General features: G+C 62.2%; 12 protein-coding genes. 7 read left to right on the top strand and 5 right to left on the bottom strand.

The window, feature by feature from the left end:
- The coding region (locus tag U1737_RS15790) for a hypothetical protein (RefSeq protein ID WP_332797422.1) at positions 1-851 on the top strand (851 nt) is incomplete at its 5' end.
- A gap of 869 nt (positions 852-1,720) precedes the next feature.
- Here U1737_RS15790 and U1737_RS15795 read toward each other — a convergent pair.
- Positions 1,721-2,416, bottom strand: a complete 696-nt coding sequence (locus tag U1737_RS15795; protein ID WP_332797423.1) for a hypothetical protein — start codon at positions 2,414-2,416, stop codon at positions 1,721-1,723.
- A 738-nt stretch (positions 2,417-3,154) separates the two neighbouring features.
- Between U1737_RS15795 and U1737_RS15800 the strand changes: the two genes are divergently transcribed.
- From U1737_RS15800 to U1737_RS15810, 3 genes are all read left to right on the top strand, one after another.
- Positions 3,155-3,415: a hypothetical protein gene (locus U1737_RS15800; RefSeq protein ID WP_248521285.1), complete on the top strand. Its 261-nt coding sequence runs from the start codon at positions 3,155-3,157 to the stop codon at positions 3,413-3,415.
- A 225-nt stretch (positions 3,416-3,640) separates the two neighbouring features.
- Positions 3,641-5,533, top strand: a complete 1,893-nt coding sequence (locus tag U1737_RS15805) for an alpha-amylase family glycosyl hydrolase (protein ID WP_248521287.1) — start codon at positions 3,641-3,643, stop codon at positions 5,531-5,533.
- Between the two features lie 172 nt (positions 5,534-5,705).
- A complete protein-coding gene (locus U1737_RS15810) occupies positions 5,706-6,749 on the top strand; it encodes an NAD(P)/FAD-dependent oxidoreductase (RefSeq protein WP_248521289.1) in 1,044 nt (347 codons plus the stop codon).
- A gap of 22 nt (positions 6,750-6,771) precedes the next feature.
- On the opposite strand, the gene U1737_RS15815 is transcribed toward U1737_RS15810, so the two are convergent.
- From U1737_RS15815 to U1737_RS15825, 3 genes are all read right to left on the bottom strand, one after another.
- Positions 6,772-7,713, bottom strand: coding sequence for a Brp/Blh family beta-carotene 15,15'-dioxygenase (locus tag U1737_RS15815; protein WP_248521290.1), 942 nt, complete (start codon positions 7,711-7,713; stop codon positions 6,772-6,774).
- Positions 7,714-7,732: 19 nt separating this feature from the next.
- Positions 7,733-8,500 carry a bacteriorhodopsin-like gene (locus U1737_RS15820; protein ID WP_248521291.1) on the bottom strand — a complete coding sequence of 256 codons (768 nt, stop codon included), beginning with the start codon at positions 8,498-8,500 and terminating at the stop codon, positions 7,733-7,735.
- 310 nt (positions 8,501-8,810) lie between these two features.
- Positions 8,811-9,434 (bottom strand): PAS domain-containing protein, encoded by a 624-nt coding sequence (locus U1737_RS15825; protein WP_248521292.1) that lies wholly within the window; start codon positions 9,432-9,434, stop codon positions 8,811-8,813.
- Between the two features lie 281 nt (positions 9,435-9,715).
- On the opposite strand from U1737_RS15825, the gene U1737_RS15830 reads away from it, so the two are divergent.
- Entirely contained in the window at positions 9,716-9,985 is a 270-nt protein-coding gene (locus U1737_RS15830) for a DUF1488 family protein (protein ID WP_248521294.1), read from the top strand.
- A gap of 80 nt (positions 9,986-10,065) precedes the next feature.
- Complete coding sequence (locus U1737_RS15835) at positions 10,066-10,650, top strand: glutathione S-transferase N-terminal domain-containing protein (protein ID WP_332797424.1); 585 nt, start codon at positions 10,066-10,068, stop codon at positions 10,648-10,650.
- Positions 10,651-10,905: 255 nt separating this feature from the next.
- On the opposite strand, the gene U1737_RS15840 is transcribed toward U1737_RS15835, so the two are convergent.
- The gene (locus tag U1737_RS15840) at positions 10,906-14,313 is read right to left on the bottom strand and encodes a TonB-dependent receptor (RefSeq protein ID WP_332797425.1); all 3,408 of its coding nucleotides are present in this window, start codon (positions 14,311-14,313) and stop codon (positions 10,906-10,908) included.
- Positions 14,314-14,740: 427 nt separating this feature from the next.
- On the opposite strand from U1737_RS15840, the gene U1737_RS15845 reads away from it, so the two are divergent.
- Entirely contained in the window at positions 14,741-16,288 is a 1,548-nt protein-coding gene (locus U1737_RS15845; RefSeq protein WP_332797426.1) for a tryptophan halogenase family protein, read from the top strand.
- Positions 16,289-16,309 lie beyond the last annotated feature (21 nt).

The raw sequence follows: 16,309 nt of genomic DNA on the forward strand, positions 1-16,309 counted from the left end.
AAAACCATCCGTACCGCCCGCTCGCGGACTTCGGGCGCAAACTTGTTCGTCGTCTTGCTCGTCATGGCTCCACCTTCTCAGGAGTTGGAGCCTCCGACAAACCCGGCGCGGTTCAAGGTATCATGTTGCAATTATTTTTTGGTGACGACGAACACACCGCAGCAGAAGGAACTTACATACGTATAATGAAGACAAGAAAGTGGCTCTACCTTTCTTCGTCTGTGCTACTAATTATCTCTCTTGGCCTTTACGATGAAAATGCGGCGGCAAGTGTTGTAAAAGTGGTGAAGCTTCCTGCTCGAAAGCTAGCTACCGCGTTGGTATTCGGAACTACATATTTATTAATCCAGTACGGTTTTTTAATTGCCCAGTTGGTGGCGACGTATGATATCCTACTAAGAGATCGCTTTATATTCCGAAGAGCGGATGAGCTGGTTTCGGCCAAAGAGCGGTTGGACAACGCACGCGCCCAATTCGAGGCAATAGGTCCGCCAATAGACATTCATGACGAAACGCCAGTTGGTGATTTTGAAGAAAGGATGTCCGCTCGTCTGAAGGTTGCTGACGATATTATAGAAGCTGCTACTCTTCAGAAAGAAAAGTTAATTCGCGATAATGCTCCAGCGGAGGATGTTCAATTAGCGGCCGGCGAAGAGTATGCGCGAACCATGGAGCGTAACAGTATATTAAGCCTTCTTCGAAAGGGGCGCGATCTTCGCTTTCAGCATATGGATTCGAGTTATAATAGAATTATTTACAGTGCAAAAAGGTTGCTAATCGAGTCTGAGAATGACTTTGCAAATATTCGATCCGAAATTCCGTCGGAAAGAACTGGTTACAAAATTAGATGAAATGGCAATTGACGTAATTAGAATTGCAACGCCTATAATTATTGCAATATTATCATTACTTAAAATCTTGAATTTCTGGCCATTTTCAGATTAATAATCAGGGGTCTGGGTCGGTCATTACGTAGACTTTAATGCGGCAAATTTGACCGGTGCTTAGAGCCCGGTTGTGCGACGTAAAAGATAAACGTAACGCCGTGGGAATGAACGGATTAGCTGCTCCACTAACCTTACATGGGGCCGAATCCAAAGGCTTCGGCATCCATCGGGTGTCCAAGGCAGCGACTCCGCTTTCCTCCCCATTCCCGCGATTCCCAGCCCAGCATTCCGGGCGAGCTAGAGCTCTAGCGCTGCTAATCAGAACCGCAAATTAGATCCTAAGTTGCACACGATTTTGTGCCGTTTTTTGTGCCCCCGGCCGACGCGGAAGCCTGAGGAGGTCAGTGCCCGCATTAACTGCGCCCATACAATCAGCTTAGGGCGGAGCAGCCTTCGGTAGGGTTCGTAGCGTGAACAGACTGTGCCCCCCGCTGTGCCCACGTAAACCGTAGCTATCCGCGCGTTTCGCGCGTCCGTATAAAGCCCAAAACAGTCGGAAATGTCGGAAAAGCTGGTGCCCCCGGCGAGATTTGAACACGCGGCCTACGGTTTAGGAAACCGTTAGATGCTCCCATTCCGACATCCTGCAAGTGCCCAAAACGAGCATAGGTTGCGCAACCGAATTCACTCATCCTTTCTAGGATGCACGGGACGGCGCAAGCCGGCACGCTCACCCGCGGTCGCTGGATGTTGAACTCGTTGGGTTCAGGACCTTGGGGCCTGGCGAAGCTTCAAACTGCGCACGCCATAGGCGTTCCTTTTATATTTAGATCTTACAGGGCCTCTGTGTGACCGCTCGGCGGATTTGCACTATCAACAAAAGCGCGGACGCGGGCGAGGATGGCGCGCAGCTCGGGGCTCTGGACCTCGGCGATCACGTCGTCGACCGTGGCGGTGTCCAGCTTCTTCTGTCGTGCCAACTTCTCAGCAACCGCGCGGACGAACTCGCTAGGCTTACGAAGCATACGGCGAACGGACTCGCGCACCGTTGGCGGCTGTAACAGGATGAACGCGTTCGAGATCTGCTCGCTCTGCTGCTCATCGGGCAGCGCGTCCTCGATCGGTACGCACCGCCGGATCCAATCGAGGAAGCCGCACGCCTTCAGACGCGCGACGGCTTCGACAACGGCGCTACGCGACTTGTGTATCTTGTCAGCGATCCACTGATAGGTCGGATCGAGCCGGCCGTCCTTACGGCCTCGCAGGCGCAGCAGGCAGCGCAGGACGTCGAGCCCGATCGAACCGAGGGCACCGTTGCGCTTGCCCGGCAGCTTGGTCTCATGCTCGAACGCCTCGGCCGCGCGCATACGCGCGTTGTGTTCGGTCTTCGGGAACGTGTTGTGTGTGCGCCACAGGGACACCTCGGAACCGCCAGCATTGTGACTGTTGCGGCGCACGGGGGAGTTCGAGCGTGAGCGGTCACGGATGCCAGTCGCGACCTCGCTGAAAGAGCGCGCGAGAGTGCTCACGACCGGTTAGCCAGTTTGGCGGAGAGCCGCAGGATTCCGCGGCCGGCGCCCTGCCGGTTAGCCAAGCCAACATATTGAATTGACGCGATTAACGGAGACCAGTCGGGTGCACCACATAAAGTCGCCACTTTCCGACATAATCTAAACTCCGTGTTCCGGTCTTAGTCGGGTTGCATTGTCTCGGCGCGAGCTGCCATCACGTTTTATTCGCCTGTGGTGGGATGTCGGCCTCTCTCTCACATCTTACGACCTTCGCCACCGTTCGAGGCCAAACAGCAAACGCCCTCGCTATCGTAGCAAATGTCTCACCGGCTTTATGGCGCGAGCGAATGCCAAGACCATCATCTGCACTCAGCATGAAGTGAGCGACGCCTTCACCGGTGTGCTATTGTCCTTCTTGCGTGCGACATTTTCCGCGCGGGTCACCCATAGTCGATTCTCTGGCGTGCTGGCGGTTCTAACCCCGCTCTTATCGGCTGCGTCGACGCCTGCCGGGCGCGGGCCATGGAATGCCTCGCACACGAGCGTGTGGCTTACCGTCTCTCGCTGAGCGTTGAATCACAGATCGATCCGCGAATAGCCGTCGCGATGCCCTCATGGACTTCAATGCTCGGGCGGCGGCGATGCCGATCAACGACGCTTCATAATGATTTTCGGCTCTAGGTATAACGCGCCACTCTTCGCGGGCGATCGCAGCCATGACAGGAAACACCTTACACTTGGTCGAACAGCTGCGGGATGATCCCGACCAAGCTCGTCCGGGAGCGTCCCTTCGATGACAAGCCGATCTTTTCGGAGGATCAGGTGTGGATATCGCACTATCGGACGCGTGCTGCGTGCCGCCACCGCGCTCGCCGCGGGCGCAGGCGGCGGGCGGTGATCCACGCGTCCGTCGCGCTCGGCGTGGTCAAGGCCCTGGTCCGGACGCCCGAGCTCGCAAAATACCGCACGCTGCCAGACCGGCAAAAGGCGGGCTCCGGGCGATCGAAATCGTCCTGATCGTCTCACCGACGATACGGGTTCGATGACGCTGCGGTGCGCGGCGGTCACGCGCGCGCCGGCCGCGGCGGCGCGCATGTCGGCGCCATTCCGCCTCTGGATCGCATGGACATTCCGCGTGAATACGTATGTGCGACGCTTGGTTTCGCGCCCCAGCGTCCGCACAGCGCAGGACACGAACATGGCCGGCACCAGATCGCCCATGCGACGACGGAGGGGAAGTGCATGTCGAGGCTCGCCACGAAATCCACGATGATCTTGGCGATGGCGTTCGCCGCGCCACAGGCGGTTGCCAGCCCCCCGCCCGCCAATTCCCCGCCCGCCAATTCCCCGCCCGCCAACTCCGCGCCCGCCAATCTCCCAAAGACGACCGACTACCGCGCGCGTCTGCCGCAGGACGAGGTCATTTATTTCCTGCTTCCCGATCGCTTCGAGAACGGCGATCCTGCCAACGACCGCGGCGGGCTGAAGGGTGGCCCGACGGTTACCGGCTTCGATCCCACCGCAAAGGGCTATTTCCACGGTGGCGATCTCAAAGGCCTGACCCGGCGGCTGGACTATATCCAGAGCCTGGGTGCGACCGCGATCTGGGTCGGCCCGGTCTTCAAGAACAAGCCCGTTCAGGGCGGTCCGGGCCATCAATCGGCCGGCTATCACGGCTATTGGATCACCGACTTCACGCAGATCGATCCGCATCTCGGCACCAACGCCGATTTCGCGGCGCTGGTCGCGGCGGCGCATGGCCGGGGGATGAAGGTCTATATGGACATCATCGTCAACCATACGGCCGATGTGATCCAGTACCGCGAATGTGTCGGCGCGCGCGAATGTCCCTATCGCAGCCGGGCCGATTATCCGTACCAGCGCCGGCTCGGCCCGAACGGCGCACCGATCAATCCCGGTTTTGCCGGAGACGACGTCCGCACTGCCGACAACTTCGCCAGGCTCACCCGCAACGACTATGCGTACACCCCGTTCGTGCCCGCCGGCGAGCGCGACGTGAAGACCCCCGCATGGCTCAACGACATGCGCTATTATCATAATCGCGGCGACACGACCTATCGCAACGAGAGTTCGACGATGGGCGATTTCGTCGGTCTCGACGATCTGATGACCGAGAACCCGCGCGTCGTGTCCGGAATGATCGACATCTTCGGCGACTGGATCGATCGCTACGGCATCGACGGCTTCCGCATCGACACGGCGCGCCATGTGAACCCCGAATTCTGGGCCGCGTTCGTTCCCGCGATGCAGGCTCGCGCCGCCGCGAAGAACATTCCCAATTTCCACATCTTCGGCGAAGTTTCCGATCACGAGGTGCGTCCGGCGGTGCTGGCGCAACACACGATCGTCGACAAGCTGCCTGCGGTGCTCGACTTCTCGTTCCGGCAGGCGATCGTCGAGACGGTTGCGGGCACCCGCGGCACCGATGCGTTCGAGGCGCTGTTCGACGGCGACGCGTTGTATGCCCGTGGCTTCGACACCGCGGTGACGCTGCCGACCTTCACCGGCAATCACGATGACGGTCGGTTCGCGACGTTCGTGCGCAAGGCCTTTCCGAACGCAGGCGACGACGAAGTGCTCTCGCGGGTCATGCTGTCCAACGCAATGCTGTTGACGCTGCGCGGGGTGCCGACGATCTATTCGGGCGACGAACAAGGCTTCGTCAGCGACGGCAACGACCAGGATGCCCGCGAGGACATGTTCGCCAGCAAGGTCGCCGTGTACAACGACAACCGTTTGCTCGGTACCGACAGCACCACCGCCACGGCCCATTTCGGCCAGGACAATCCGCTGTTTCGCCAGACCGCTGCGCTGGCCCGGTTGCGCACCGTCACGCCGGCCCTCACCCGCGGGAAACAGGTGTTGCGGGCACGCGAAGAAGCACCGGGCCTGCTCGCGATTTCGCGGTTCGATCCCGGTACCCAGGCAGAGGTCCTGCTGGCCTTCAACACCTCGACGACCGCGATTACCAGGACCGTGGAAATCGGCGTCGGTGCGACGGCCGCCCGGACGCTCGCCGGCAAGGGCTGCGGCACGGTCGTGGCTCCCGGCAGCTTTTCCGTCACGCTCCCCCCGCTCGGCTATGCGGTCTGCGCGTTGGCCACGTCGCGCTGACAGAACGGATATGCCCGCGGCGATGGCGGCGGCAACGGTCGCGTCCGATTGAGGGAGATCAACTTCGTACGAGATCCCGGAGATCGGCATTCGACCGGTGTTGTAGCGTAGGATCGAACCGTTCATGCGGCGGGCGCCTGTACGCGGCGATACGGATGCTACGGAGACCATCATGAGAATAGCGATCGTTGGTGCCGGCATTGCCGGTCTGTCCTGCGCGGTGCGCCTGCAGGATGCCGGCCACGACGTCACGCTGTTCGACAAGGGCCGCGGCGCAGGTGGCCGGATGTCGACACGCCGGGTGGAGACATCCGCTGGCGACGCTGCATTCGATCATGGCGCGCAGTATCTGACGGCACGCGATCCGGCCTTCGTCGAGGCTATCGACGAATGGAGGGTGGCCGGCGTGGTCGCGCGCTGGCCGGCGGCTGGAGACGACGCCTGGGTCGGCACGCCAGGCATGAACGCGATCGTCAAGCATCTCGCTGACCACGCTGACGTTCATTGGCAGCACAGGGTCACCGCGATCCGCAGCGACGATTCAGGGTGGCATGTCGACCTGTCCGTTGACGATGCGCCCCAGACCGGCGGCTCATCCAAGACCGGCACCGCCTCGACTGACGTGTCGACAACCACCCCCGTCACGACCGCGTCGTTCGACGCCGTCGTCATCGCCGTTCCCGCCGAACAGGCGGCGCCCTTGTTGGCCGATCATGATCCGGCAATGGCGGCCCAGGCGGAGGCCTGTCATTCCTCGCCGAACTGGACCGCGATGCTCGGCTTTGCCGAACGCCTGGCGATACCCGACGACGTCATCAGGCATGCCGGTATCATCGGCTGGGCAGCACGCAACACCGCCAAGCCGGGTCGCAGCGGTCCCGAGGCGTGGGTGGTCCAGGCCACGCCGGAGTGGTCGACGACCCATCTGGAAGACACCGCCGACAGCGTCGTCGATCGGCTGCTCGCGGCGTTGGCGGATTACGTCGAAGGCCCGATGCCGGAACCGATCGTCCGAACGGGCCATCGCTGGCGCTACGCGCGTGCGACCCCTGCAGCCAGTGCTACCCCTGCCGCCGGTACCAGCGCTGACGACCATGGTGCGTTATGGAACGCCGAAGCCAGGCTTGGCGTGGCGGGCGATTGGCTGCTTGCGCCGCGGATCGAAAGCGCGTGGCTGTCCGGCCGCATGCTCGCCGACCGAATCCTGGCAGGCTAGATCGGCGAGCTAGGTCGCCAGGCTAGGTCACCTGCGGCGATACCGGTGGCCGGTCGACCCGCTGTTCTAGCCGCCTTTCCAACCACCGCGACAGCAGCAAGTGCGGCAAGGCGACGGCCGCAAGCAACTGGAATGCCTGCGCCGTGGTATCGGCAGGTAATCCGTCGGTTTGCGATGCGAATATCAGCCACCCGCCGATCGCGAGTGCGGACATGACCGCCCCCGTCGCCAGCCACCGCGTCCTTGGCATATCAGCCAGCAGCACGCGGGCGGCGGTAAGATGGCGTGGCGAGTGCAGGAACACGAAGAAGAGCGCGAAGCTCATGACCGGGGGCACGACGATCAGGACCATGATCGCGGACGCCGTCGCTGCCGCCCACTCGCGTGCACCCTCGCGCCAGGCCGCTCCGATTCCGACGATGGTCACCAGCAAGGCGACGGGCGCGACCGCGATCATCGCGCGAGCGATCAATTCACCGCTCGGACTGCCCGCCATACTGACGAAAAGCTGTGCGACGGTGACGGGATGGCCGATCGCGGGCGCCGCGAGGATCGCGGTGCCGGCCGCTATCTTGAGCAATGGCTCGTCGAGCATCGTCCAGTCCTCGCCGAAATGGATGGCCGCGACCGCCAGGAACAGGACCAGCGCGGCTATCGGTACGATCAGCCACAGGACGGCCATCGCGGACGCGACCCCGATATAGGCCAGTATCGCGAGCCCCAGCCCGCTTCCGCGAAGACGGGTCGAACGGGTGAGCAGCGCGATGTCGTAGGCGCCGTGGGGCATGCCACCGGCGAGAAATACCACGGTCGCAACCATCGTTGCGACAGGCCCGTCGAGCGGTAGGCCCGCGGCGAACGCGGTGACCAGATACGCGCCGGCGATCCAGAATGCGGCAGGCACGGCATCGCCGCGCCCGATATGGACGCGGCGAGGGTGTAGGCTCGTGGCAGCGATCGTCATGCGTCGCGCTTCGTGGCGATCACTCGGCGTAGGCCACCGGGCCATGCGCTTCGACCTGCGACTTGCGTACCGAGATCATGTAGATCAGGACGCCAACGCCGGCCTTCGCGACGATGTCTGCGATGGTGTAGCCAAGCTGAATCACGGTCGTTGCGGAAGCACCCGTCAATCCGGCGAAGGGCGCCATGTAGACGATCGGATAAAAACCCCAGGACGCGAAGGTCAACAGGCGTGCGCGACGGATCAGGCCGCGTGCCGCGACCGGCTGTTGCTCGATCGAGTCGCCCAGCCCGCGGAACAGTTCCCAGACGATGTAGACGAAGGGGATCGACGACAGCGTACCCCAAAGGGCGCGGGTCGGAATATCGGTCGAGATCTCGCCGGGATACCCGAGAACGATCATGAGTGCGGCGGCGGAACCGAGGCGAACCGCCTTCGACGACGTCTGTTCAGGGGACAGGCGCATCACGAGGACGAGTTCGATCAGCAGCAACGGCACGGTCAGCAGCCAGTCGACGTAGCGATAGGCGTCGTTGAACGCGATACCCGTGGTTGCGATCAGGCCGTCTTTGAACGAATAGGCCTCGTTCCAACTCTCGAAGATGCGCAGATAATGATAGGCCGCGATCGCGGTCACCAACCCGGAGATCGTGAGCGCGGTGCGATACGCCGGCGCGACCTGCGACCGACTGAGCCAGAGAAAGGCGGTTGCCGCGGCCATCGTCGCAAAGGTGAACGAGAACGCATTGTAGACCAGCGAGAACTGGAACGGGGTTATGATATCCATCGGGATCTCCATCGCCTTGCTGCGCCGGGCTTGCTACGGTGGCATGCCGGGCTAGTTGCGGGCGACGCGAGCCGATGATCGCACCGGCTCGGGGTCACCCGAGGATGGCGCCACAGCGACCTTGAAGGGTATCGGAGGGAGTTCCACCCAGGCCCCGCGACGTTGGCTGATACGCCGCGAAACCTGGCCGCTGTGACGACCGGGATCGGAATACGCCTCCGCGAACCGGCCTGCGATACGGAACTTGGTCCATATCGGTCGTTCCATTTGCGGCTCTGGCGGCGCGGCTATGCCGACCGCGTCGCGCGTCTCAAAGACCCGCTTCGACGGCCAGTCGGATGAGGTCGGCGGTGGTCTTGAGACCGAGCCGCTCCATCAATATGCCCCGGTGCATCTTCACGGTCTTTTCGGCGAGCCCAAGCTCTCCTGCGATCTGCTTGTTCAGCAGGCCTTGCGCGACGAGCTTGAGGACCTGCCCCTGGCGCGGCGAGAGCGCCTTGACCATCTCGGCCGCGCGGATACGCCGCATGCTGGTCGGCGCTGCCGCATTCGTGTCGATCTCGACCTGCGACCCGAGAAAATACAGCAGCCGGTCCTCCTCGTCGTACAGCGGCGCGACCAGGACGGCGTTACGGAACGGTTGGCCGTTGCGCTTGTAGTTGAGGATCTCGACCAGCACCGGCTTGTGCTCGCGGACCCCGCGCCGGATTTCCTCGGACAGCCACGGTTCGGTCGCCGGTCCGGACAGGAACCGGCAATTGCGCCCCACGACTTCTTCCGCGGGATACCCGGTCAGGTCGCAGAATGCCTGGTTGCACGCGACGATCGGGTTGTCGGGCAGCCGCGGGTCGCTGATGACCGAGGGGATCGGACTGTCGGTCACCAGCCTCACCAGCCGCCGATTGGACGGCACCGATACGTCCGCCAAAACCATTCCCCCCATCCCCTCTTCATCCGTCGCGTGCTCGCCTGCAGCCCTGGCGCCGCCGTCTCCGAGGCCCCGTGATGACGAGCCCGTGGTGACCGGCACGCGATGACTAGCACGTATTTCCGTCACGCATGCACCGCGATGCGCGTCGCCGGGATGCCACAGCCGACGCCGCACCGCACGCGTTACCCATGCGAATTTACGTGAATGTTTCCTCTGAAGCCCGAACCCCTTGCCTGCGCCCCCGCTCTTGGGCAGGGCCTGTCCTTTTCTAGGAGTGTCAAGCCATGCCAAGCCGTATCACCGTCGACCAGGCCAGCCTTACCGATAACGACATTGCCCATCAGATCGAATTCACCGCGGAAATCGACGGCGACGAGCGCGATTTCGCCGTCAAATATGCCGTGTTGCGCGAACTGAGTGGTGATGAGCCTGAGAACGACGCGCTCGAATTGTTCGAACGATTCAGCGATGAAATCCTCGACGTCTGCGCCGACGTCGCCGACCAGCGCCCCAACGCCAACGTCGTCGTCATCGACGATGACGATCTCGAATAAGTAATCCTCACTGGGTGCGGTAGGCCCCGGGCAGCCGATAGCGATCTTGCGCGTTCTAGCCGTTCAATACGGAGAGAACCATGAAGCTCTATTATTCGCCCGGCGCCTGCAGTCTCGCAGACCATATCGCACTGCATGAAGCAGGCTTGTCGTTCGAACACGAAAAGGTCGATTTGAAGGCCAAGCGGACCGAGACCGGCGCTGATTTCACAGCGATAAACCCCAAGGGCTATGTCCCTGCCCTGACGCTCGATACGGGCGAGACGTTGACCGAGAACATCGCCATTCTCGACTGGATCGCGCATCAAAATAGCGCGCTGAAACCGGCGGGTGAACTGGGCCGCACGCACCTTCTCGAAGCATTGGCTTTCATCTCGACCGAAATTCACAAGAGCTTCAAGCCTTTCTTCTCGGATGCCGGCGATGCCGAGAAGGCGAAAGCGGCAAAGACGATCCTGGCCCGCATGACAGACCTGGCGGACACGATGGAGGGCGACTACGTCGTTGGCGCGGATGTCAGCGTGGCGGATTTCTACCTGTTCGTCATGCTGCTCTGGGCGCGGAAGAACAAACTTGAAGTCCCTGCGAAACTTTCCGCCTTCCGTGACCGACTGAGGAGCCGTCCTTCCGTCCAGATAGCGATGCAGCACGAAGGGCTGATCTGATAGTCCTTGCCGACCTAAACGCGACGTCAAGGTGAAGGCGGCGATCGATCAGGCCGTATTGCCGCCTTTCGCCGTTTGTCTCGAAGCTGCCGATCCGCTCCACCGTATCTGTCCCTGACGCACACTGCGCTGGCTTGCATAGGCGATCGGCAAACGTCGGGATGCCGGACAGGATAATTCCAAAAAAAAGGCGCCCCGCGAACGGGACGCCCCAGGTGGAGGAGAGGGTTCCGCCATTGGCGGACTCGAGGGCGCCTATTTGAACGAGGCGCGGATCGAGAAGGTGAAACGGCGATCTGCGATGAACCAGTTGCGCGGCCGAGTCAGCAGATCGTCGTTGATGACGTACGACGTGCGCGTAATCGAGTTGGTCAGGTTGACGCCCTGGAAGCCCATCTTCACCGACGGCGTCACCGCGTAGAAGATCGACGCATCGAGCTGTCCGTACTTCTCTGCATAGACCGGCGCGTTGGGGACGATGACGTCGCGGATCGTCAGCAAGTTCCTCGACCGCCAATTATACGCGGCCCGGATTTCCAGGCCGTTGCGCTGGTAGAAGGGCGCGAGATTGAACTGGTATTTGGACAGGCCCTGCAACGGCAGTCCGCTGGTGTCGACGTTCGAGATAATCCCGGCCGCGACGTTCGGATCGTTCTCGTCGAGGTTCTCCTGCGACACGCCTGACGACTGCACATAGGTAAAGTTAGCGGCGAGACCGAAACCGCTCAGGAAACCGGGCAAGAAGTCATAGGTCTGCTGATAGCCGACTTCGAAGCCTTTCACGCGACCCGTTTCGGTCGAGTTCAGCGGGGTCGTGATGATCCCCTCGAAGGTCGCGCCATTGTTGGTAAAGCTCTGGCGCTGCAGACTGTTGGTCTGCACGCCGTAGAGGTCCTTCTTGAACAGCGACAGCGTGAGCTGGCCGACGTTCGAGAAATACCATTCCGCGGTCAGGTCGTAATTGTCCGCGCGGACCGGCTTCAGAAAGGGGTTGCCGACCGAGAAGTTCGCGATCGGCGCGCCGTTGAACAGGATCGTCTGGTCGCTCGTGTTCAGGTTGATGTTGTAGAAAGAGCGCGTCAGCCCGAAATCGGGCGGTGCGACACTCTTGGTGAAGGCCGCGCGGAACTGCAGACCACCGCCTACCGCCAGCTTCACGTTGAAGCTCGGCAGGAAGTAGTCATAGGTCAGCTTGGCATCGTTTGGAGTAAGCTGGCCGTTCTGGAATGCGGCCGCGGAGTCGCGCACGCCCTGCGGCAGCGAGCAGAAGCGCGACGGAACCTGACCTGCGGCGACCTGCTCCGGCGTCAGTGGGGGACAGTTGAACGCCTGTTGGGGGAACGCAAAGAAGCCCGACGAGATACGCCGCGTCTTGGTGTAGCGCACGCCAAGGTTGCCGCTCAGGTTCCAGCCGTTCGACAGGTCGTTGCCGAACCGCGCCATCGCATAGACCGCGTTGTTGCGTTCGCTGACCGGGTTGATTTCGCCCGGGAGGAACGGGGTTCCGGCAATGGCACCGGCGCGGTTTGCCAGCGGTACCCAGCCCTCTGCGCCCGACAGGTTGCTGCTGAAGTTGCGCCATTCCTGCGCGATCTGGGTGATCGCCTGCGTTGCGCTATCGTAGTTCTGCAGGAACGACCCTGGCACGAACACGCGTCCGCCGTTCGACGAATCGTTCGCCTGACCGCGGAAGAAGTTGTCGTAAAGGAACGCCTGCTGCGGCCCCAGATTGCCCTCGTTCCGCGTGACGGGATTGCCGTCGATCGGGCGATCGAACCAGACCGGGCCACCCGGACCGGTCGGTGCGGTCGCATCGGTCTGGTTGTTGCCGCCGCCCCAGATCTCGCTCAGCACACCCCAGTTGTACGCGGTCGAGCGCGCTTCGTTCTGGCGATCGGCGAACCGATAGCCGACGCGGACCGAGGTCAGCCAGCTGTCCTCGGGGAAGGAATAATCGAGGTCGATGCGCGCAGCATCCTCGTTGCCCTTGCTGTCCTCGATATGATCCATCGCCGAGCGATAGAAGTTGTTATACGCGTCGAGGTAGCTCGGGTTCGCCGCGTTCTGGTAATTGTTCCGACCGTTCGTAACGGGAATGAAGTTCACATAGGCAGGGTTGGTCCCGTCGAGCCGGATATCGGCATTCTGATAGGACGTACCCCATACCGTCAGGTCGGTGACCTTCACCTGCGACCAGACATGCTGATAGTCGAGGTTGATGCCGAGCCGGCTGGTCGCCTGCCACTTCAGGTTGAAGCTGGCGTCGTTGGTGCGGAAGCGCGAATTGTTGCCGCGCGAGATGTTGTTGCTCTGCAGGCCGTTGGTCGGCGTGCGGCCATCGCCCCCAGCCTGCCCGTCCGCTGCAAAACCGTTCGGGCCGGTGATGATCCCGCTCGTGAAGACGTTGTCGTCGTCATAGGTGAAGTTCGTGCCGGGGAAGGGCTGCGTATCGCCCGCCGCCAGCACGTTGTCGGTCGCGACCTCGATCGAATTCTCGGTCCACGCCTCGCGCGAGTCGGTGCGCAGGAACTGCGCGGTCGCGGTCATCGACTTGTCGGGGCTGCGCCACTGGCCGGCGGCCGAATAGCCGTAGCGCGTACGGTTGAATTCCTGGCTGCGGATTGCCGCGCCGCGCGGGACATACACTGTGCGACCGGTATTGACCACGCCAGTGGTTGCGTCGATCGGCTGCAGCAGCGAACCGTCGGCGCCGATCACGCGCTCGCCCCAGTTGGAGATCTGAACGCTGTCGGCGCGGCTGCGGACCTGCGAACGCACGAAGCTGGCGAGAAAACCGAAATCACCAATGCCGGTTTCCCAGCGATTGCTGCCGAGGACCGAGACCGTCGGCGCGGACTTCTTGACGAAATCGCCGTAATTGTTCTCGAGCGTCCCGCCGAGCACCAGGCCGGTAGAATCGAACGGCAGGCGCGTGCGGAGGTTGACCGAGCCGCCGATGCCGCCTTCGATCATGTCCGCCGACGGGCTCTTGAACACGTCGACGCCGCCCAGCAGCTCGGCGGGCACGTCGGCGAACGACAGGCCGCGGCCGTTGTTGGCGCTGAACGAATCGCGGCCGTTGATCTCTGAGCGCGTGTAGCTGAGACCGCGGACGGTGACGCCCGATCCTTCGGTGGCGAAGTGATCGGGATCGGCGCCGGCCGAGAAGCGGCTGATCGAGACGCCGGGCACGCGCTGCAGCGCTTCGGTCACCGAACGGTCGGGCAGCGCGCCGATATCTTCGGACGAGATCGAGTCACCGACGACTTCGGAATTGCGCTTGATCGCCTGCGCACTCTGCAAACTGCGGCGAATGCCGGTGACGACGATGTCCTGCGTTGCCGCTTCCTGTTGCGGAGTGGCAGTCGACTGTTCGGCCTGCGTCGCGGTGACGCCACCCGACGGAACCTGCGCATTGGCCGACGGCTGAGAGCCAGTAGCAGTCGACGGCGCCGCCGCTGCGGCACGATCAGAAGGTGCGGTACGCTGAAGCGCGTTCGGGGTCGGCGTACTCTGCGACGCTGGCGAGTCAGCCGAACCATCGGCAGACTGCGCCATCGCGGCGTAGGGCAGTGCAGCAAGGGACACCGCAAACATCGATACGCCACCCTTGAGTGCCGCGCCGCGAATGAACGACCGCGTAATGCCAGAATCTCGCTGCATGATGCCTCGTATCCCCTCTTTCCTGATAGCGCTATCATTTATGAATTGCGCGCTTTGACAGAGGATTGGTAGCGCGAGCATAGCGGCTCAGCTAGTGTGAAAATGCAACAGATGGCCACAAATGTTACATTATTTGTAACGGTACCACGGAGTTCGACAGAGTTTGGATTAAACCAAATAAATGTACATTTGTTTGCTCCCGGAATCTGCTTCGGCGAGGCCTCTGAGGGGCGCCTCGCCGATCGCGTGGCAGACATCGAGTCGCTATAATCTCGATTAATACGCAGATCATCTCGGATGGCACCCAGGTCATAGGCCGGTGTATCGGTGACAACAGAAGATCGGGTATTGACCAGACCGGCCTTATCGTCTGCATGACACGCGCCACGGTACGTGTCGTCGAGACGCTCCCCCTTCCGAGGATCGCATGAAACCCAGACCATCACCCGGTACCACCGAACAGCCGCGCGGCATCAAGGTCGTCATCGTCGGGGGCGGCACCGCAGGGTGGATGGCCGCGGTCGCGCTTGGTCGATTGCTCGTGCCCGCCGGGGGACAGGTCACGCTGATCGAATCGGACGCGATCGCGACGGTCGGGGTCGGTGAAGCGACGATCCCGCCGATCCGCACTTTTCACGCCATGCTCGGAATCGACGAAGACTCGTTCCTGACCGCAACCGGCGGGAGCTATAAGCTTGGCATTCGTTTCGAAGGCTGGTCGCGCCCCACCGAAAGCTATGTTCACCCATTCGGCCAGATCGGCACTGACATCGCCGGCTTGCCGTTTGCCGCGCAATGGCTCCGTGCCCGGCAGGCCGGGGACGCCGAAAACCTGGATCGCTATTCGCTCGAGGCCCGCGCAGCCGAGACAGGCCGTTTTTCACGACCGATCGCCAATGGCGATTCGCCACTCTCGCGGATCGGTTACGCGTATCACTTCGACGCCGCCCGCTACGCCGGCTTTCTCCGTGCGCAGGCAGAAGCGCAGGGCGTCATTCGCCGCGAAGGCACCGTGACCCGTGTCGAAAGAGGTCCGGCGGGGATCGCGGCAGTGCATGTGGCGGACGGCACTCGTCCAGACGGGCGTCCAGACGGGCGCATAGATGGGGACCTGTTCATCGATTGCACCGGCTTCCGCGCGTTGCTGATTGAGGGCGCGCTGAAGGCCGGTTGGGAGGATTGGTCGACGTGGCTGCCGTGCGATCGGGCGGTGGCGGTCCCCTCGTCCGCGGATGCCGCGCCGCTGCCGCTTACGCGCGCGATCGCGCAACCTGCCGGGTGGCGATGGCGCATTCCGCTCCGTCACCGGACGGGCAACGGCCATGTGTTTTGCAGCCGCTATATGAGCGAGGACCAGGCCGTAGCGCGGCTACTGGATGCAATCGAGGGCGAAGCGCTCGCCGATCCACGCGTCATCCGTTTCGCAACCGGGCATCGCCGTCAGATCTGGTCCGGCAACTGCATCGCGCTGGGACTTGCCGCGGGGTTCATGGAGCCGCTCGAGTCCACGAGCATCCACCTCGTACAGAGCGGGCTCCAGCATCTTTTGCAGATGCTGCCCGGCACGGGTGCGGCATCGTCCGTCGTGATCGAACGGTATAACCGCGTCATGACCGCCGAGTTCGTTCGCATCCGTGATTTTCTCGTTGCGCATTATCATCTCAATGCGCGCCCGGAGACATTCTGGCGCGACCGCGCGGCGGCGCCGATACCCGAAGGCCTCGCCGACAAACTCACCCTGTTTCGCCACGGCGGCCGCATCTTTCGCGAATCTGACGAACTGTTCAACGAGACTAGCTGGTTATCGCTGCTGACCGGGCAGAATGCGGTCGTCGAGGGTCATGATCCATTGTGTGCGGCGCTACCGATTGACCGTGCTGCGACGAGGATCGCGCAAATCGAGCAGGTCGTTACCGCGTCGCTGGCCCACATGCCTCCCCATGCCGAGGCGCTGGCGCGGTTCGAACGCCGCTGACGAAGCCGGGCTTGCCCCGCA

Source organism: Sphingomonas fucosidasi (genome assembly GCF_036663855.1).
Lineage (GTDB): Bacteria > Pseudomonadota > Alphaproteobacteria > Sphingomonadales > Sphingomonadaceae > Sphingomonas > Sphingomonas faeni_B.